This window comes from Sphaerisporangium krabiense, assembly GCF_014200435.1.
Classification (GTDB): Bacteria; Actinomycetota; Actinomycetes; order Streptosporangiales; family Streptosporangiaceae; genus Sphaerisporangium; species Sphaerisporangium krabiense.
The window spans coordinates 1,394,451-1,410,510 of sequence record NZ_JACHBR010000001.1; the positions used below are offsets into that span (position 1 = coordinate 1,394,451).

The following is a 16,060-nucleotide window of genomic DNA, read 5'->3' on the forward strand; positions in this document are numbered from 1 at the left end:
CGCGGCGAATCAGCACATCCGCCCCGCCGTGCCGGTCCGCGACCGGCACGGGAGGACGCCAAGGGCGGCTACGGCACCTGCGCGTAGGAGTGCAGGCCCGACAGGAAGATGTTCACACCCACCAGGTTGAAGACGAGGCAGCCGAAGGCGATGAGCTGGACGATCGTCGCGGCCCTGCCCCGCCACCCCGCGGTCGCCTTCGCGTGCAGGTAGGCCGCGTAGGCGATCCAGGTGATGAACGACCAGACCTCCTTGGGGTCCCAGCCCCAGTAACGTCCCCACGCCTTGTCGGCCCACAGGGCGCCCGCGATGACGGCGAACGTCCAGATGGGGAAGGCGATGACGATGGCCTGGTGGGCGACCCTCTCCAGGACGTCCCTCGTGGGCAGCCGCGACGGGCCGTCCTTGCGCGCCAGGAACAGGATCCCGGCGACCCCGGCGACGATGAACAGACCCGCGGCGATGATCGCCGCCGTCACATGGATGGCGATCCAGTAAGAGTTCAGTGCCGGAACGACAGGGCCGGCCTGTACGTGGAGGTAACGTACGGCGAACCCGAGCACCAGGGCGGCGGCCAGGCAGACGAACGCGCCGAGGAAGCGCACCGGCTGGCGGGCCTGCATCACCAGGAACGCGCCGACCGCGGCGATGCAGATGGCCACCACGAACTCGTACATGTTCGCCCACGGCCAGCGGCCCACCGCGAGGCCCCTGGTGATGAGGGCGGCGACGTTGGCCGCGAGGCCCAGCCAGCTCAGGGCCACCGCGATGGCGCCCGTGCGCCGTACCCAGGACGTCGTGGGGGGCGGCGCGGCGACAGGGGCGTCAGGGCCGCCATCGCCGGCGGGGCCGGTGTGCCCGGCGTCCTCGGCGCCCGCGCCCACCGTGACCAGCTTGCGGACCGGCGTGGCCGTCGCGGCCCTGATCCGGCCGAAGCCGAGGTCCAGCGCGTAGCCGATCATGGCGAGCACGTAGAGCAGGACGGTCGCCAGGATCAGCTGGTCGCTGAGCGCGGCGAGTCCGGAGTCGATCTCAGTGGGCATTGTTCGCTCCTTCACGCGAGGCGGCCTCGCCGGCCTCGGTCCCTCGAAGGGACGTGACGATCGTGGAGAACTCCTCGGCGAAGGCGGCGCCGCCCTCGGTGCGGGTCAGGCCGCCGGCCTCGACCGTCGTCTCCTCGCCTTCGGCGGCCTCGGCGACCCGGACGAACACCCGGCGGCGGCGCACGGTCAGCGAGAGCACGAGGCCGAGCACGGCCAGGGCGGCGGCCACCAGGGCGGGGCCGCGGCCGGGGTCGTAGGCGATCTGCAGGCTGATCCACTCCCGGACGCCGGTGAGCTGGACCGAGCCGGCGCCTCCGGGCAGCGGCAGCGTGTCGCCGACGGCGAGTGGCTTGGTCTTCAGCCCCATGACCAGGGGCTTGAGGTTCGTCGTGTCGAGCTGGTACACCGACTGCGGCTGGCCGCTCTTCAGCCCGAGGTCGCCGGAGAAGGCGAACACCTGGGCGGTGGGGTTGGCGGCGCCGGGGAACACCGACACCCACGAGCCGTCCGCGGCGGGCACGGTGGTCGGCAGGAACCGCACCAGGAACCCGAGCTGCGACGGCTCGGCGTCCGGCACCTTGATCACGCACTCGGAGGTGTAGGTCACCTGGTCGGCGGTGAGGCAGGGCACCGGGCCCTCGAACGCCACCTGGCCCTTGCCGTCGAGCACCTTGAACATCGGGGCGTAGCCGTGGCCGAGCAGGTAGGTCTGCGTGCCGTTCACGTCGAGCGGCTCGTTGACCTCCAGGTCGTAGGGGCGTTCGGCCGCGCCGGGGCGGTCGGTGACCTTCAGGCGCGCCGAAAAGGTGAGCGGCTGCCCGCGCCGCTCCCCCGCCGCGACGTAGGTGGCCTGGAAGTCCTCCAGGGTGAAGGAGAACGGCTCCAGCGACTGGGCCGACACCCTCTGCCCGGGGATGTACCGGTCGTAGGCGGCGACGGTGTTGGCGAAGCCGTTGCCCTCGACCAGCAGCACGTTGCCGCGGTAGCCGAACAGGGCGCCGACGCCGACCGCGACCAGCAGGCCGAGCAGGGCGACGTGGAAGAGCAGGTTGCCGGTCTCGCGCAGGTACCCCTTCTCCGCGGACACCCAGCCGGGCCCGGTGACGGTGCGGAACCGCCTTCTCCTCAGCTCCGCCGCGACCCGCTCGACCGTGGCGCCGGGAGCGGTGAAGGAGGCGTGCTGCGGCAGCCGGGACAGGTTGCGCGGGGCCGCGGGCGGCCTGCGCCGCAGCTCGCGCAGGTGTGCCGTGGTCCTCGGGACGATGCACCCGGCGAGCGAGACGAACAGCAGCAGGTAGGTGGCCGCGAACCACGGCGCGGTGAACACGTCGAACAGCCACAGCCGGTCCAGCCAGGCGGCCAGGCCGGGGCTGTCCTTGAAGTACTGGGCGACCTTGTCGGGGCTGATCGAGCGCTGCGGGTAGATCGAGCCGGGCACCGAGGCGAGCGCGAACAGGAACAGCAGGATCAGCGCGGTGCGCATCGAGGTGAGCAGGCGCCAGCCCCAGCGCAGCCATCCCATGGGCCCGAGACCCACGGGGCGCGCCGGGTCGGCCCGGACCTCTTCGGTCAGCGACATCAGATCACCGGCTCGAATCCGCCGACCCAGCCCTGCATGCTCGCGATCATCTGCGTCCAGAGGCCGGTCACCAGCAGGACGCCCACCAGGACCAGCATGGCGCCGCCGGCGCGGGTGATGAGCGGGGAGTGGCGGCGCACCGCCGAGAACGTCCTGATCGCCTTGCGGTAGGCCAGCGCGGCCAGCACGAACGGCACGCCGAGCCCGAGCGCGTAGGCGAAGGCCAGCGCGGCGCCGCGCACCGCGCTCGCCTGGTCCAGCGAGAGCGCGAGGACGGCGGACAGCGTGGGGCCGATGCAGGGGGTCCAGCCAAGGCCGAACACGATGCCGAGCAGGGGCGCGCCCGCGACGCCCGCCGCGGGCAGGCGGTGGATGCGCACGTCGCGCTGCAGGCCCGGGATCACGCCCAGGAAGGCCAGGCCGAGCACGATCGTCAGCGCGCCCAGCACCCGGGTGATCACCTCGGCGTTGCCGTGCAGCGCCGAGCCGAGGCCGCCGAACAGCGCGCCGCCGAGCACGAACACCAGCGAGAAGCCCAGCACGAACAGGGCGCTGCCCGCGATCATGCGGCCACGCCTGGGGTCGCCGCTCATGCCGGTGACGTAGGACAGGTAGCCGGGCACCAGGGGCAGGACGCACGGGGACAGGAACGACACCAGCCCGGCCGCCAGCGCGACGGGCAGGGCCACCAGCAGCGAACCGGCCGCGATGGTGGTCGTGAGGCCGCTCACCGCGCGGCCCTCCGGGCGGCGTGGGGACGGACGCTACTTCTCATCGCTGACCTTGGTCACCACGTTGAGCAGGTCGGAGTGGCGCACCTCGCCGAGGGCGCGCGCCGCGACCCTCCCCTGCCGGTCGAGCACGAGCGTGGAGGGGATGGCGGCGGGGTTGACCATGCCGTGGAAGGCCAGCGCGACCTTGCCCGGCTGGTCGAACAGGCTGGGGTACCCCGGCTGCTGAGTGCGCTGGAAGGCCAGCGCCTGCGCCTTGTCGTCCTTGAAGTCGACGCCGAGGAAGGTGACGCCGTGGTCCTTGGTCTTGGCGGCGATGTCCTTGAGCACCGGGGCCTCGCTGCGGCACGGGGCGCACCAGGACGCCCAGAAGTTGAGCACGAGGACCTTGCCCTTGTGGTCGGCGAGGGCGGCGGCCGTGCCTTCCAGGGTCTGGCCCTGGACCTCGGGGGCCGCCTGGCGCTGACCGGCCGGGACGACGAGCATGCTTCCGTCGCCGGCGACGAAGCGTGTGTCGCCCGACTGCGGCTGGGCGCCCTGCTGGGTTCCCGCGCAGCCCGCTAGGGCCGCCATGGCCAGCACGGCGGCGAGGAGGGCACGTGGCTTCGCGGACACCGAGAAGGGTCTCCTTGTACTACGACCGGTAGAGCTTCAAACCCTACCCAGCAGGACGCACGCCCCCGAATCCGGGGCGGCGCCGCGTCGGGACGACTATCGCCTGTTGCCTGGTTTGAGCAGTTTAGGCGGTTTGACGAGCGCACCTGCCGGTTCGCTGTAGCCGATGCTCGCCAGCCGGTCACCCTCGAAGGTGAAGCTCGTCAGGCTGGCCAGCGAGCACTGGCGGCGGCGCGGATCGTGCCACAGCCTGCGGCCCTCGGCGGCCAGGCGGATGATCCAGATCGGGAGCTGGTGGCTGACCAGCACGACCTCGTGGCCGCGGGACTCCGCCCTGGCCGCGTTGACGATCGACCGCATGCGCTCGACGACCTGGACGTACGGCTCGCCCCACGAGGGCCGGGCGGGGTTCCACAGATGACGGTAGTTGCCCGGCGCGCGGAACATGCCGCCGACGGGAACGCCCTCGAAGACGTTGTCGGCCTCGATCAGGCGGTCGTCGGTGCGGATCTCCAGGCGGAACGTCTGCGCGACCGGCGCGGCGGTCTCCTGGGCGCGCTCCAGCGGGGAGCTGTAGAGCGCGACGACGTCGCGGCCCGCGAGCGCCTTGGCCACCAGTTCGGCCATCGAGCGGCCGTTGTCGGACAAGTGGTACCCGGGCAGCCGGCCGTACAGAAGCCCATGCGGATTGTGCACCTCTCCGTGGCGGAGCAGGTGAACAACGGTGCTTTCAGTCATGACGGACACCAGCCTACTGTCCGGACCGCTCTGCGGCCGTCAGGCCGGGCGGCGGTGTCATCTGGCGCAGCACCTCGACGGCCGCGCGGATGGCCGGGCGGCGCGCCGCGTCGGTGCGCCAGATCGCGAAGATGCGCCGCAGGGGCCTCGGCCGCAGCGGCACGGCCCGGACCTCGCGCGGCAGGTCACCGCGCCCGAGGCGCGGGATCAGCGCCAGCCCGTGCCCGGCCGCGACCAGCGCGACCTGCGTGGGGTACTCGTCGGCGATGCAGGAGAAGTCCGGCTCCAGGGCGGCCGTCCTCAGCGTCAGCACGAGCCAGTCGTGGCAGACCATGCCCGGCGACGAGCCGATCCACCGCTCGCCGGTCAGCTCGGCCAGGTCGACCTCGTCGCGGGCGGCCAGCGGATGCCCGGCCGGGAGGACGACGTCGGCCGGGTCCTCGAAGAGGGCCGCGCGGGACAGGCCCTCGGGGAGCGCCATCGGGCGGTTCAGCCAGTCCTGGACGATGGCCAGGTCCAGCTCGCCGCGGGCCACCTCGCGGATCTGGCGCTCGGGTTCGCGCTCGTACAGCATCAGGTCCAGCTCGGGGTGGCGCCGCTTGAGCTCGCAGAGCGCGCCCGGCATGACGCCGCGGGCCGCGGTCGGGAACGCGGCGATCAGCAGGCGGCCGACGACGGTGCCGCGCAGCGCCTCGAAGTCGGCCTCCGCGGTCTCCACCAGGGCGAGGATGCGTTCGGCGTGCTCGGCGAGCAGCCCGGCGGCGTCGGTGAGCTTGACGCCGCGCCCGCTGCGCTCAAGGAGCGTGGAGCCGGTCTCGCGCTCCAGCTTGGCGAGCTGCTGCGAGATCGCCGAAGGCGTGACCATGAGCGCCTCGGCGGCGGCGCCCACCGATCCGTACACCGCGACCGCGTGCAGGGCCTTGAGGCGGTGGAGATCCAACATACAGAAATGCTAAACGATGACCGCCGCACCGTCGCGAGCCGCTGAAGGCTTTACTCGTCTCCCGGCTTCCCGGCCGCCGCCGCGGCGGCCTTGGCGGCGGCGGGGAGCGCCTCGGCCACCCGGGCCACGGCCTCCTCGTCGTGGGCGGCCGACAGGAACCACGCCTCGTAGGCCGACGGCGGCAGGTAGACCCCCTGGTCGAGCATCGAGTGGAAGAACGCCCGATAGGCCCCGGCGTCCTGGGCGCGGGCGCCGTCGAAGTCGGTCACGGGGTCGGCCGTGAAGAAGATCGAGAACAGGTTGCCCGCGCGCTGGAGGCGGTGCGGCACCCCGGCCGCGGCCAGCGCGTCGGAGGCGGCCCGCCCGATGATCAGCGCCGCGGCGTCCACGCGGTCGTAGACCTCGGCGTCGCAGGCCCGCAGCGTGGCCAGGCCCGCCGCGGTGGCCAGCGGGTTCCCCGACAGCGTGCCCGCCTGGTACACGGGACCCTCGGGGGCCAGCCTGTCCATGACCTCGGCGCGGCCGCCGAACGCCGCCGCGGGCAGCCCGCCGCCCATCACCTTGCCGAACGTCATCAGATCGGCCTCGACCGGGTCCAGGCCGTACCAGCCCGAGGCGGAGACCCGGAAGCCGGTCAGCACCTCGTCCAGGATCAGCAGCGCGCCCGAGGCCGTGCACAGCTCGCGCAGCAGGGCGTTGAAGCCGGGCGCGGGCGGCACCACCCCCATGTTGGCCGGGCACGCCTCGGTGATCACGCAGGCGATCTCGCCGCCGAAGGACGCGAACGCCTCGCGCACCAGGTCGGGCGCGTTGTACGGCAGCACGATCGTGTCGGCGGCGGACGCGCCGGTCACGCCCGGGGTGTCGGGCAGGCCGAAGGTGACCACGCCCGAGCCGGCCGAGGCGAGCAGGGCGTCCACGTGCCCGTGGTAGCACCCGGCGAACTTCACCACGCGGGAACGGCCGGTGAAGCCGCGCGCGAGCCGCACCGCCGACATGGTGGCCTCGGTGCCGGAGCTGACCAGCCGCACCTTCTCCACCGGGCCCACCCGCGCCACCAGCTCCTCGGCCAGCGCGACCTCGCCAGGAGTCGCCGTGCCGAAGGAGGTGCCGCGGGACAGCGCCTCGGCGAGGGCCTCCACCACGGCCGGGTGACGGTGCCCGAGGATCATCGGACCCCAGGAGCACACCAGGTCGACGTACCGGTTGCCGTCGGCGTCCACGATGTACGGCCCCTCACCGGACTCCATGAACCTGGGAGTGCCGCCGACGGCGCCGAAGGCGCGCACCGGGGAGTTCACCCCGCCGGGCACCACGGCCCGGGCACGATCGAACAGGGCCTCTGAGATCTTCGTAAGGCTCACCCGTCCAGGCTAGTGCAGTGCCTATGGCGCGGCCTCCGGCCGCGCGGCGTGAGGGCGCCTTTGAGCCGGTGCTCTTCCGCCGTCCCGCGCAAGGGATCGTTCCTCACCCTTGCGCGTGCCGGCTCCAGAGCACCGGCGCGCCCTCACGGGATGAGGGTGGGCACTTTTGCGTCTTCGCGCTAGGGAAGACGCTTGTCCTCACTCGCAGGCGTCGGCCAGGTGGTCCAGGACGTGGAGGGGGTCGGGGAGAGGACGGCCGTCGGGCGGGCGGAGCCAGCGGGCGTGGCTGCCGTCGGCCAGGGACGACGGCGGGGCCAGGACGTAGCTGTCACGGCAGTGCCAGCGCAGGCCGGGGGTCTCGTCGATGCTCTCGGGGCCGCAGTCCAGGTGGCAGGACCACCACTCGTCCTCGTCCTCGGGAGCGCCGCGGGTGGCCACGTAAAAAAGGACCCGGTCGCCTGTCGTGGCGACCGGGCCCGTCGCGAAGCCGGATTCCTCCATCGCGACCAGTGCGGTGTGGCCCGCCGTGGCGGGCACGTCGAACACGTCGAATACCCTGCCCGTGGGAAGGATGACGTTGGCCTCGGGGTTCTGCTCCCACCATCGAGTGAGCAGAGCGGTGTCCGTGGTCGCCATCATCTGCCAGGCCGGCGACAGCGGATGCGCCCCGGGGTCGGGACAGCCGACGCGGTCGCACGAACAGGCGCGCCGTCCCTCGCGCATCGGATGCGCGCCGAGGACGCTCGCCCAGCCCAGTTCCGCGTACTCCAGCACCGAGGTGATCGTCTGCGCCCTGCCATGGGCCCGGCCTCGCTTCTTGGCCCGGCGAGCCGCCAGCGGCACCCCCACCATCGTGTTCCTCCCCCACCTCGCCTTTCCCCGATGATGCCCGATGGCGGCCGGGTGAGGTGAGCCGACCCCCGGAAACCACGGAAAATGACCCGTCAGGGTAGTCTTCTGGCCACTTCCGTAGCCCAATAGGTGAGGATCATGTCGGCGCCCGCGCGCTTGATCGCGATGAGCGACTCCATGATCACGCGGTCGCGGTCGATCCAGCCGTTGGCCGCCGCGGCCTCCACCATGGCGTACTCGCCGCTCACCTGGTAGGCAGCCACCGGCACGTCCACGGCGTCGCGCACCTGGCGCAGGATGTCCAGGTAGGCCAGCGCGGGCTTGACCATCACCGCGTCGGCGCCCTCGTCCAGGTCCAGGCGCACCTCGCGCAGGGCCTCGCCGACCGGGCCCGCGGGGTCCTGCTGGTAGGCGCTCCTGTCACCGAACTGCGGAGCGCACTCGGCCGCGTCCCTGAACGGGCCGTAGAACGCCGAGGCGTACTTGACCGAGTACGCCAGGATCGGGAGGTGCGGGAAGCCGCCCGCGTCCAGGGCGGCGCGGATCGCGCCCACCTGGCCGTCCATCATGCCGCTCGGCGCGATCACCTGCGAGCCCGCGGTCGCCTGGGCGAGAGCGATGGAGGCGTAGCGCTCCAGCGTCGCGTCGTTGTCGACCTCGCCCTCGGGGGTGAGCACGCCGCAGTGGCCGTGGTCGGTGTACTCGTCCAGGCACGTGTCACTCATGATCACGATGGCGTCGCCCAGGTCGGCGCGCAGCTCGGCCAGCGCCTGCTGCAGGATGCCGTCCGGGTCGTCCCCCGCCGAGCCGCGGGCGTCCTTCACCGCGGGCACGCCGAACAGGATCAGCCCGCCCACGCCCGCCTCGGCCGCCTCGTTGGCGGCCTTGCGCAGCGAGTCGACGGTGTGCTGCACCACCCCCGGCATGGACGCGACCGGCTGCGGCTCGCTCACGCCCTCCTTCACGAACATCGGCAGCACCAGTTCGGCCGGGTGCAGCCGGGTGCCCGCCACCATGCGCCGGATCGGCACGGTTCTGCGCAGCCTGCGGGGCCGCGCGACCGGAAAGCCCGCGTTGCTCATCGTCTCTCCCCTCCCTGACCTCGTGCCGTACCGCCGCGCGGGCGGGAACGTCACGATGGGGATGTCGGCTTGATGTTCACTTGGCCCGGCGGCGGGCTCCCCTGCGGGTCTGCGAGGGCCGCCGGGGGACGTCACCGGCGGCCAGCGCCGCCTGACGCTGCTTGGCGCCGTACTCCGCGAGGGCGGCGGCCAGCGCCGTCGCCGAAGTGCTGTCGGCCATGATGTCCACCCGCAGGCCGAACTCCTCGGCGGTCTTGGCGGTCTGCGGACCGATCACCGCGATGACCGTCACGTTGTGCGGCTTGCCCGCGATGCCCACCAGGTTCCGCACGGTGCTGGAGGAGGTGAACAGCACGGCGTCGAAGCCGCCGCTCTTGATCGCCACGCGGATCGCCTCGGGCGGCGGCGCGGCGCGGACGGTGCGGTAGGCCGTGACGTCGTCGCACTCCCACCCGAGCTCGGTCAGCCCGGCGATGAGGGTCTCGGTGGCGATGTCCGCGCGCGGCAACAGCACCCGGTTGATCGGGTCGAGCATCGAGTCGTAGGGGGGCCACTCCGCCAGCAGGCCCTCCGAGGAGTGCTCGCCCACGGGCACCAGGTCCGGCTTGACCCCGAAGGCGATCAGCGCGCGCGCCGTGGCCTCGCCGACGGCCGCGACCTTCAGCCCGGCGAACGCCCGCGCGTCCAGGCCGTACTCCTCGAACTTCTCCCTGATCGCCTTGACCGCGTTGGCGGAGGTGAACGCGACCCACTCGTAGCGGCCGGTGACCAGGCCCTTGATGGCGCGGTCCATCTGCTGCGGGGTGCGCGGCGGCTCCACCGAGATCGTCGGGACCTCCTCGGGGACGGCGCCGTACGACCTGAGCTGCTCCGAAAGCCCGGCCGACTGCTCCTTGGTGCGGGGCACCAGCACCCGCCAGCCGAACAGCGGCTTGTTCTCGAACCAGGACAGGCGATCGCGGCCGGTGACGGCGTCGCCGACCACGATCACCGCGGGCTCGGAGATGTCGGCGTGCTTGAGGTCGGCGGCGAGCCTGCCGAGCGAGGAGACCACGGTGTACTGCTCGGTGGTGGTACCGCTCTGGGTCACGGCCACCGGCGTGGCGTCCGGCCTGCCCGCCGCGACGAGGGCCCTGCCGATCGGCACGGCCTCGGCGACGCCGTTGTAGATCACCAGCGTGCCCTCGAAGGCGGCGTGCGCCGCCCAGTCGTCCACGCGGGTGGCGTCCACGATGCGGAACTCCGGCACGGACGCGGCCGGGGCGATGCCCGCGTAGGTGAGCACGCCGGTCGCCGGCGGCACGCCGGGCACGATCTCGAAGTCGACCTCGGCCTTGGCGCAGGCCGCGACCTCGTCGGCCACGGAGGAGAAGAAACCGGGGTCGCCCGCGCACAGCCGCACGACGCGGCGCCCGGCCTTGGCGTGCTGCACCGCCTTCAGCGACACCGCGCCCGTCTCGGCGGCCACGTCGACGATCTCCGCCTCCGGGCCGCAGTGCCGCAGCATCGCGCCGAACGCCGACCGGTCCAGGACGACGACGTCGGCGCGGGCCAGCAGGTCGGCGCCGCGCAGCGTGAGCAGGTTCTCGTCGCCCGGCCCCGCTCCCACGAAGGCCACGAACCCGGAGCGCCGTACCTCCTGGGCCTCTTGAGCCTCCTGACTCTCGTGGATCTCATGCGTCTCACGGGCCGCCTCCTCGGCCACGCCGGCCTTCGCGGCGTCAGCGGCCTCTGGCCTGCCCGTGTCGACGGTCTTGCTGGTCTGGCTTCCGGAGCTCAATGGGTCCGCTCCCCCATCAACGTGCCGGCCCCCTCAGCGATCATGGCGGCCGCGAGATCGCGGCCGAGCTCCATGGCCGCCGACGGATCCCCGGCGGTGGACTTGCGCACCGACCGCGTGCCATCAAAGGCCACCACGGCGGCGGTCAGGTTGAGAATGTGCCCCTCGTCGGAGGCGTACGCACCTACGGGCGCGCTGCACCCGGCCTCGAGCGCGGCGAGCACGGCGCGTTCGGCGGTGACCGCCGCGCGCGTGCGCGCGTCGTCGAGGACGGCGAGCAGCTCGGCCAGGGCGTGGTCGTCGGCGCGGCACTCCACGGCCAGGGCGCCCTGGCCCGGCGCCGGCAGCACGTCGGCCACGTCGAACAGCTCGGAGATCTCGGCGGCGCGGCCCAGGCGGCCGAGCCCGGCGGCGGCCAGCACGACGGCGGCCAGCTCGCCGGAGGCCACCCTGCCGATGCGGGTGTCGGCGTTGCCGCGGATCGGGACGTAGTCGAGGTCCGGGCGGAGCGCGCGGAGCTGGGCGACCCTGCGCGGCGATCCGGTGCCCACCTTGTCGCCGGGGCGCAGGTCGGCGAGCTTGGCCGCGCCGACCAGGGCGTCGCGCGGGTCGTCGCGCGGAGGGGTCGCGGCCAGCAGGACGCGGGGGTCGGAGGCGGTCGGCAGGTCCTTGAGGGAATGGACCGCGAAGTCGATCTCGCCCTCGATGAGCTTGTCGCGCAGGGCGCTGACGAACACGCCGGTGCCGCCGAGCTGGGCCAGGTGCGCCTTGGTGACGTCGCCGAAGGTCGTGACGCCGACGAGCTCGACCGGACGGCCGGTGAGCGCGGTCAGCCGGTCGGCCACGCGCTGCGACTGGGTGGTGGCCATCAGGCTGCGGCGCGTGCCGAGCCGGAGCACGCGCGGGCCCGCCTTCACCATGCTCTCGGTCATGCGTCCCCCTCGCGACCGGTCGCGTCGGTCTCCACCTCGGCGACCTCGGCTCTCGTCACCGCCTCCGGCACCTTCGGGTTCAGGTCGAACAGCTCACGCAGCGCCTCGGCATAATGATCGCCCGCCGGGGACGCCGCCAACCGCTTGACACGCACGGTCGGCTCGTGGAGCAGCTTGTCCACCACCCTGCGGACGGTCTGGGAGATCTCTCCCCGCAACCGCCCGTCGATCTCGGGCACCCGGGTCACCAGGCGTCCGATCTCGGTCTCGACGACCTCGGCGGCCTTGGCGCGCAGAGCGATCACCGTCGGCGTCACCTTGGCCGCGCGTTCGGCCCGGAGATACTCGCACACCTCGGTGGCCACGATCGAGCGGACCGCGGCGACCTCCTCGGAGGCGCCGCCGTCGCGCCCCTCGCCGCCGAGCCCGGCCTCCTGCATCGACTCCAGGTCGACGAGGGTGACGCCGGGCAGAGTGCGAACGCCCGGGTCGACGTCGTGCGGCAGCGCCAGGTCGAGCAGGAAAAGCGGCTTGTCCCGCACGGCCGACGCCACCATCTCGGTGCCGATGACAACGCTACCCGCTCCCGTGCAGGAGATGACCACATCCGCCGAGGCCAGCTCCCTTTCGACGTCCTTCAGCTCGACGGCGCGGCCCCCGACGCTCTGGGCGAGGCGCGCGGCGCGTTCGAAGGTGCGGTTGGCGACGACGATGTCGGTCACGCCGGCCCTGGCGAGCGTGACGGCCGACAGCGCGCTCATCGAGCCGGCGCCGACGACCAGCGCGCGCCTGCCCTGGACGGGGCCGATGACCTTCCCGGCCAGGGTGAGGCCGAGCTCGACGAGGGAGGCGCCGGCGCGGTCGATGGCGGTCTCGGTGTGGGCGCGCTTCCCGACGCGCAGCGCGTGCTGGGCGAGCTCGTTGAGCGTCGAGCCCGCGGTGCCCTGCTCCTGGGCGAGCCGCAGCGACTGGCGGACCTGGCCGAGGATCTGCCCCTCGCCCACCGCCATCGAGTCGAGCCCGCACACGACGGTGAACAGGTGCTCGACCACGCGGTCCTCGTAGTGGACGTACAGATGGCGCGTGAGCTGTTCCTGGGGGATGCCCGAATGCACGCTGAGCATCTGGGTGACCGCGGTCACGCCGCCGTGGAAGCGGTCCACCTCGGTGTAGACCTCGACCCTGTTGCAGGTGGAGACGATCATCACCTCGGCCACGTGCGCGTCGCTTCGCACGTCGTGCAGCAGCTTGACCAGAGCGTCACCGGTGGCCGCCACGCGTTCCAGCAAGGCGACGGGCGCGGTTCTGTGGCTGAGGCCCACAGCCAGAAGACTCATGCGTCCATCGCCTCCGCCAGGTTCTCGGCCATGATCGGGCTCCCTGATTCACGATCCGCTTTGCGCTGCTCATGGAACGCAAGGATCTGCAATTCGGTCGATAGGTCTACTTTGCGGACATCGACTCCGTCAGGCACATTGAGCACAACGGGGGCGAAGTTCAAGATACTCGTGATCCCTGAGGCGATGACCCGGTCGGCGACCGCCTGGGCCGCCGCCGCGGGCGTCGCGATCACCACGATGGACACGCCGCGGGCCACGATCACCTCTTCGAGCCTGTCGATGTGCTCGACGGCCATGCCGACCAGGTGCTCGCCCACCACGGAGGCGTCGGCGTCGAACAGGGCGGCCACGCGGAAGCCCCGCGACACGAACCCGCCGTAGTTGGCGAGCGCGCGGCCGAGGTTGCCGACGCCGACGATCGCCACGGCCCAGTCCTGCGTGAGGCCGAGTTCGCGGGAGATCTGGTAGATGAGGTACTGGACGTCGTATCCGACGCCGCGGGTGCCGTAGGACCCGAGATGGGAGAGGTCTTTGCGGAGCTTGGCGGAGTTCACCCCGGCCGCGACGGCGAGATCCTCGGAGCTGACGGTCGCGGTGCCCCGCTCCGCGAGCCCGTTGAGGGCGCGCAGGTACAGCGGCAACCGCGCGACGGTCGCATCGGGGATGCCACGTTCACGCGCTTGAGACATGCGGCGGGTCACTTCGGCCGGAACTCCAGGGGACGGGCGGCCGGTGCGCCCCGGCCGCGCTCGCGGTTGCGACGGATGTCGAGAAGGGCGCAGGCCTCCAGGTTAGTCCCTTTGTGAAGACATGCACAAAGTGCGAGCGCGCTGTCTCGGGTCCTTACTGTCCCAGGTAGGGGTGCCGGTCCGGGATCCGGCCCGTCGGCCGCGACGCCGCGGCACCGTTAGGCTGGGCACATGCCGCCGCGAGATCACACGGTCACTCTGCTGGGCAAACCAGGATGCCACCTGTGCGACGACGCCAGGGCCGTCATCCAGCGCGTGGCCGCCGAGCTGGGCGTCTCCTGGGAGGAGCGCGACATCACCACCTCTCCGGAGGACCAGGCGGCGTACTGGGACATGATCCCGGTCACATTCGTCGACGGCGTCCAGCACGACTTCTGGCGGGTGGACGAGGCGCGCCTGCGCGCCGCGCTCACCGCCTGACCGCCCGTCCGGCCGCCCCCGGGCCGTCCAGACCAGGGCCCGTCCCGAGGTCAGACCCGGAAGGCCGTCGGCAGCGGGACCACCTTGGCGGCGTTGACGTTGAGCTCTATCACGTTCGCCGCCAGCACGTGCGCCACCCTCTCGCGGGCGAAGCGCTCCATGTGCGCCTGCCGCTGGTGCTCGGTGAAGGCCACCTCGTCGCGGTAGATCTCGTACACGATGCGCTGCAGCGGCGCCGACTTCACCGAGTGGCAGATGAAGATCAGCGTGTCGGGCTCGCTGCGGCGCACCGCCTCCACCGTCTCCTCCGCCAGGCGGTCGAACGCCTCCCCGGCCCCGTCCATGAGCGTGAAGACGGTGAGCAGGCCGTAGATGCCGGAGGACGGCTTGACCGGCCCCGCGGCGGGTGAGGCCGCCGCCGAGCGCCCGGCCGCGGGCGGCTCGGGACGGCCGAACGCCGCGCCGCCCTCACCGCCGGGGAACACCACACCGGTGGCGGGCATCGCGTAGTCGGGCGAACCCGGCGCCCCGTTCTGGCCGGGAAACCCGCCCTCATGGAAGGCGCCCGGCCCGCCTGCTTCACCGGGAGGGCCGAATCGCCCCTGCTGGCCCTGCTGCCCGTGCTGCCCGCGCCGGCTCTGCTGCTCCTGCCGACCGAGCTGATCGTGCGGATCGTACTGACCTTGCTGACCATGTGGGCCTTGCTGGCCGTGCTGGCCCTGCTGGCCGTGTTGGCCATGGCGGCCGACCGGCCCCTGCCCGCCCTGGTCCTGGTCGATGAACTCGCCGGTCCTCGGGCCGCCGCCGAACCCGCCGGGCTGCATGCGCGCGGCGTAGTCCACCTCGGCGGGGTCGCCCGCCCGGTACTCCGCCACGAGGTCGCCGAGGCCCGAGCGGCGGGGCGGCGGCATCGCGGGCGCCGGAGCCGGGGGCGGCAGCGGGGCCTCCCGCGTCGCCTCGGGCCGCTCGGCAGGCCGGGGAGGCTCCGGACCCCGGCGCCGCACGGGCGCCGGCTCCTCCTCCCAGTCGTCGGCGTCGTCGCGCTCCTCGTCGTAGGGCGCGAGCGGCCGGGCGACGGCGTACCAGACGGCCCCCACCATCAGCGTGATCACCAGGGCCGCGAACACTCCCGGGATCGCGAACCGCACCGCGCCGACGATGGCCAGCCCGGTGGGCGTGAGCACCACGCCGGCGTGCATGTTGTCGGCGTCGTTGTCGCCGCCCGCGCGCCACCGCAGGACCGCCACGATGAGGCAGCCGATGAGGATCAGGTAGGTCAGGCCGTGGGCCGCGGTGAGCAGCCCCGTCGGGATGATCGTCCAGTGCGCGTCCCCGAGGGGCAGGACCTTCTTGGCGAGCGCCTCGGGCGCGCTGAGGGGGTCCACGGCCAGGATGACCACCGTGACCAGCGTGAAGGCGATGCCGAACAGCCAGGCGGCGAACCGCCCCGCCACCCCGCGCGCAAGAAGCTGGACCATGCCGATGGAGAGCCAGAACGGCGCGAGGAAGGCGCCGCTGATCTGGTAGACGCGGAACGTCACGGGCCCGAACCCGATGAGGTGCCCCACCGCGACGGCGCTGAGGGCCAGGCAGAGCGCCGCGGTGGTGACGGTCCAGGCGATGAGCCAGCCTGTGCGCTCGTCACGGAGACGCCTGGCCAGGATGCCTGTGGTGATGGCGGCGAACAACGCGCCGGCGAACGCGGTGACGGCAACGAGGGCTTCCATGATGGCTCAACTCTGCCGGACATTACCTCCAAACCGGTAGCCGGTGCCTGGAGTGCGACATGACTCCAGTTACGCGTGCTACCTACTGAGGCAAAGTGGATTGTGCAATTTCCCGATGATTTCTAGAGTGTTCGAGCACGCGCCCTTCCCTTTTCCTCCCCAGGG

General features: G+C 72.5%; 15 protein-coding genes. 1 reads left to right on the plus strand and 14 read right to left on the minus strand.

The genetic code is table 11. The features are described 5' to 3' along the window. Positions 1–68 precede the first annotated feature (68 nt). The 13 genes from ccsB to BJ981_RS06080 all read right to left on the minus strand — a co-directional run bounded on the left by ccsB (position 69) and on the right by BJ981_RS06080 (position 13,688). Positions 69–1,043 (minus strand): c-type cytochrome biogenesis protein CcsB, encoded by a 975-nt coding sequence (gene ccsB / locus BJ981_RS06020; protein WP_184608809.1) that lies wholly within the window; start codon positions 1,041–1,043, stop codon positions 69–71. Further along, positions 1,033–2,622, minus strand: a complete 1,590-nt coding sequence (gene resB, locus BJ981_RS06025; RefSeq protein ID WP_184608811.1) for a cytochrome c biogenesis protein ResB — start codon at positions 2,620–2,622, stop codon at positions 1,033–1,035. Before resB ends, ccsB begins: the two co-directional genes overlap by 11 nt. After that, positions 2,622–3,353 carry a cytochrome c biogenesis CcdA family protein gene (locus BJ981_RS06030; protein WP_184608813.1) on the minus strand — a complete coding sequence of 244 codons (732 nt, stop codon included), beginning with the start codon at positions 3,351–3,353 and terminating at the stop codon, positions 2,622–2,624. The genes resB and BJ981_RS06030 overlap by 1 nt, the downstream gene beginning before the upstream one ends. A gap of 33 nt (positions 3,354–3,386) precedes the next feature. After that, on the minus strand, positions 3,387–3,968 hold the full coding sequence (locus tag BJ981_RS06035) for a TlpA family protein disulfide reductase (protein ID WP_239139335.1): 582 nt from the start codon (positions 3,966–3,968) through the stop codon (positions 3,387–3,389). A gap of 96 nt (positions 3,969–4,064) precedes the next feature. Beyond that, positions 4,065–4,706: a histidine phosphatase family protein gene (locus BJ981_RS06040; RefSeq protein WP_184608815.1), complete on the minus strand. Its 642-nt coding sequence runs from the start codon at positions 4,704–4,706 to the stop codon at positions 4,065–4,067. A 13-nt stretch (positions 4,707–4,719) separates the two neighbouring features. Then, complete coding sequence (locus tag BJ981_RS06045) at positions 4,720–5,649, minus strand: LysR family transcriptional regulator (RefSeq protein ID WP_184608817.1); 930 nt, start codon at positions 5,647–5,649, stop codon at positions 4,720–4,722. 50 nt (positions 5,650–5,699) lie between these two features. Then, the gene (gene hemL / locus BJ981_RS06050) at positions 5,700–7,013 is read right to left on the minus strand and encodes a glutamate-1-semialdehyde 2,1-aminomutase (protein ID WP_184608819.1); all 1,314 of its coding nucleotides are present in this window, start codon (positions 7,011–7,013) and stop codon (positions 5,700–5,702) included. A 198-nt stretch (positions 7,014–7,211) separates the two neighbouring features. Next, entirely contained in the window at positions 7,212–7,865 is a 654-nt protein-coding gene (locus tag BJ981_RS06055; RefSeq protein ID WP_184608821.1) for a bifunctional DNA primase/polymerase, read from the minus strand. A 92-nt stretch (positions 7,866–7,957) separates the two neighbouring features. Next, complete coding sequence (hemB, locus tag BJ981_RS06060; protein ID WP_184608822.1) at positions 7,958–8,947, minus strand: porphobilinogen synthase; 990 nt, start codon at positions 8,945–8,947, stop codon at positions 7,958–7,960. A gap of 76 nt (positions 8,948–9,023) precedes the next feature. Then, positions 9,024–10,565, minus strand: a complete 1,542-nt coding sequence (locus BJ981_RS06065) for a bifunctional uroporphyrinogen-III C-methyltransferase/uroporphyrinogen-III synthase (protein ID WP_443729006.1) — start codon at positions 10,563–10,565, stop codon at positions 9,024–9,026. 158 nt (positions 10,566–10,723) lie between these two features. Beyond that, a complete protein-coding gene (hemC, locus tag BJ981_RS06070) occupies positions 10,724–11,659 on the minus strand; it encodes a hydroxymethylbilane synthase (protein ID WP_239139334.1) in 936 nt (311 codons plus the stop codon). Next, a complete protein-coding gene (locus BJ981_RS06075) occupies positions 11,656–12,996 on the minus strand; it encodes a glutamyl-tRNA reductase (protein WP_184608824.1) in 1,341 nt (446 codons plus the stop codon). Before BJ981_RS06075 ends, hemC begins: the two co-directional genes overlap by 4 nt. Then, positions 12,993–13,688, minus strand: a complete 696-nt coding sequence (locus BJ981_RS06080) for a redox-sensing transcriptional repressor Rex (protein WP_184615701.1) — start codon at positions 13,686–13,688, stop codon at positions 12,993–12,995. The genes BJ981_RS06075 and BJ981_RS06080 overlap by 4 nt, the downstream gene beginning before the upstream one ends. A gap of 231 nt (positions 13,689–13,919) precedes the next feature. Here BJ981_RS06080 and BJ981_RS06085 point away from each other — a divergent pair, with 231 nt between their 5' ends. Beyond that, entirely contained in the window at positions 13,920–14,168 is a 249-nt protein-coding gene (locus BJ981_RS06085) for a glutaredoxin family protein (RefSeq protein ID WP_184608826.1), read from the plus strand. A 50-nt stretch (positions 14,169–14,218) separates the two neighbouring features. Here the strand turns inward: BJ981_RS06085 and BJ981_RS06090 are convergent, their stop codons facing one another. After that, positions 14,219–15,895, minus strand: coding sequence for a putative quinol monooxygenase (locus BJ981_RS06090; protein ID WP_184608827.1), 1,677 nt, complete (start codon positions 15,893–15,895; stop codon positions 14,219–14,221). Positions 15,896–16,060: the final 165 nt, after the last annotated feature.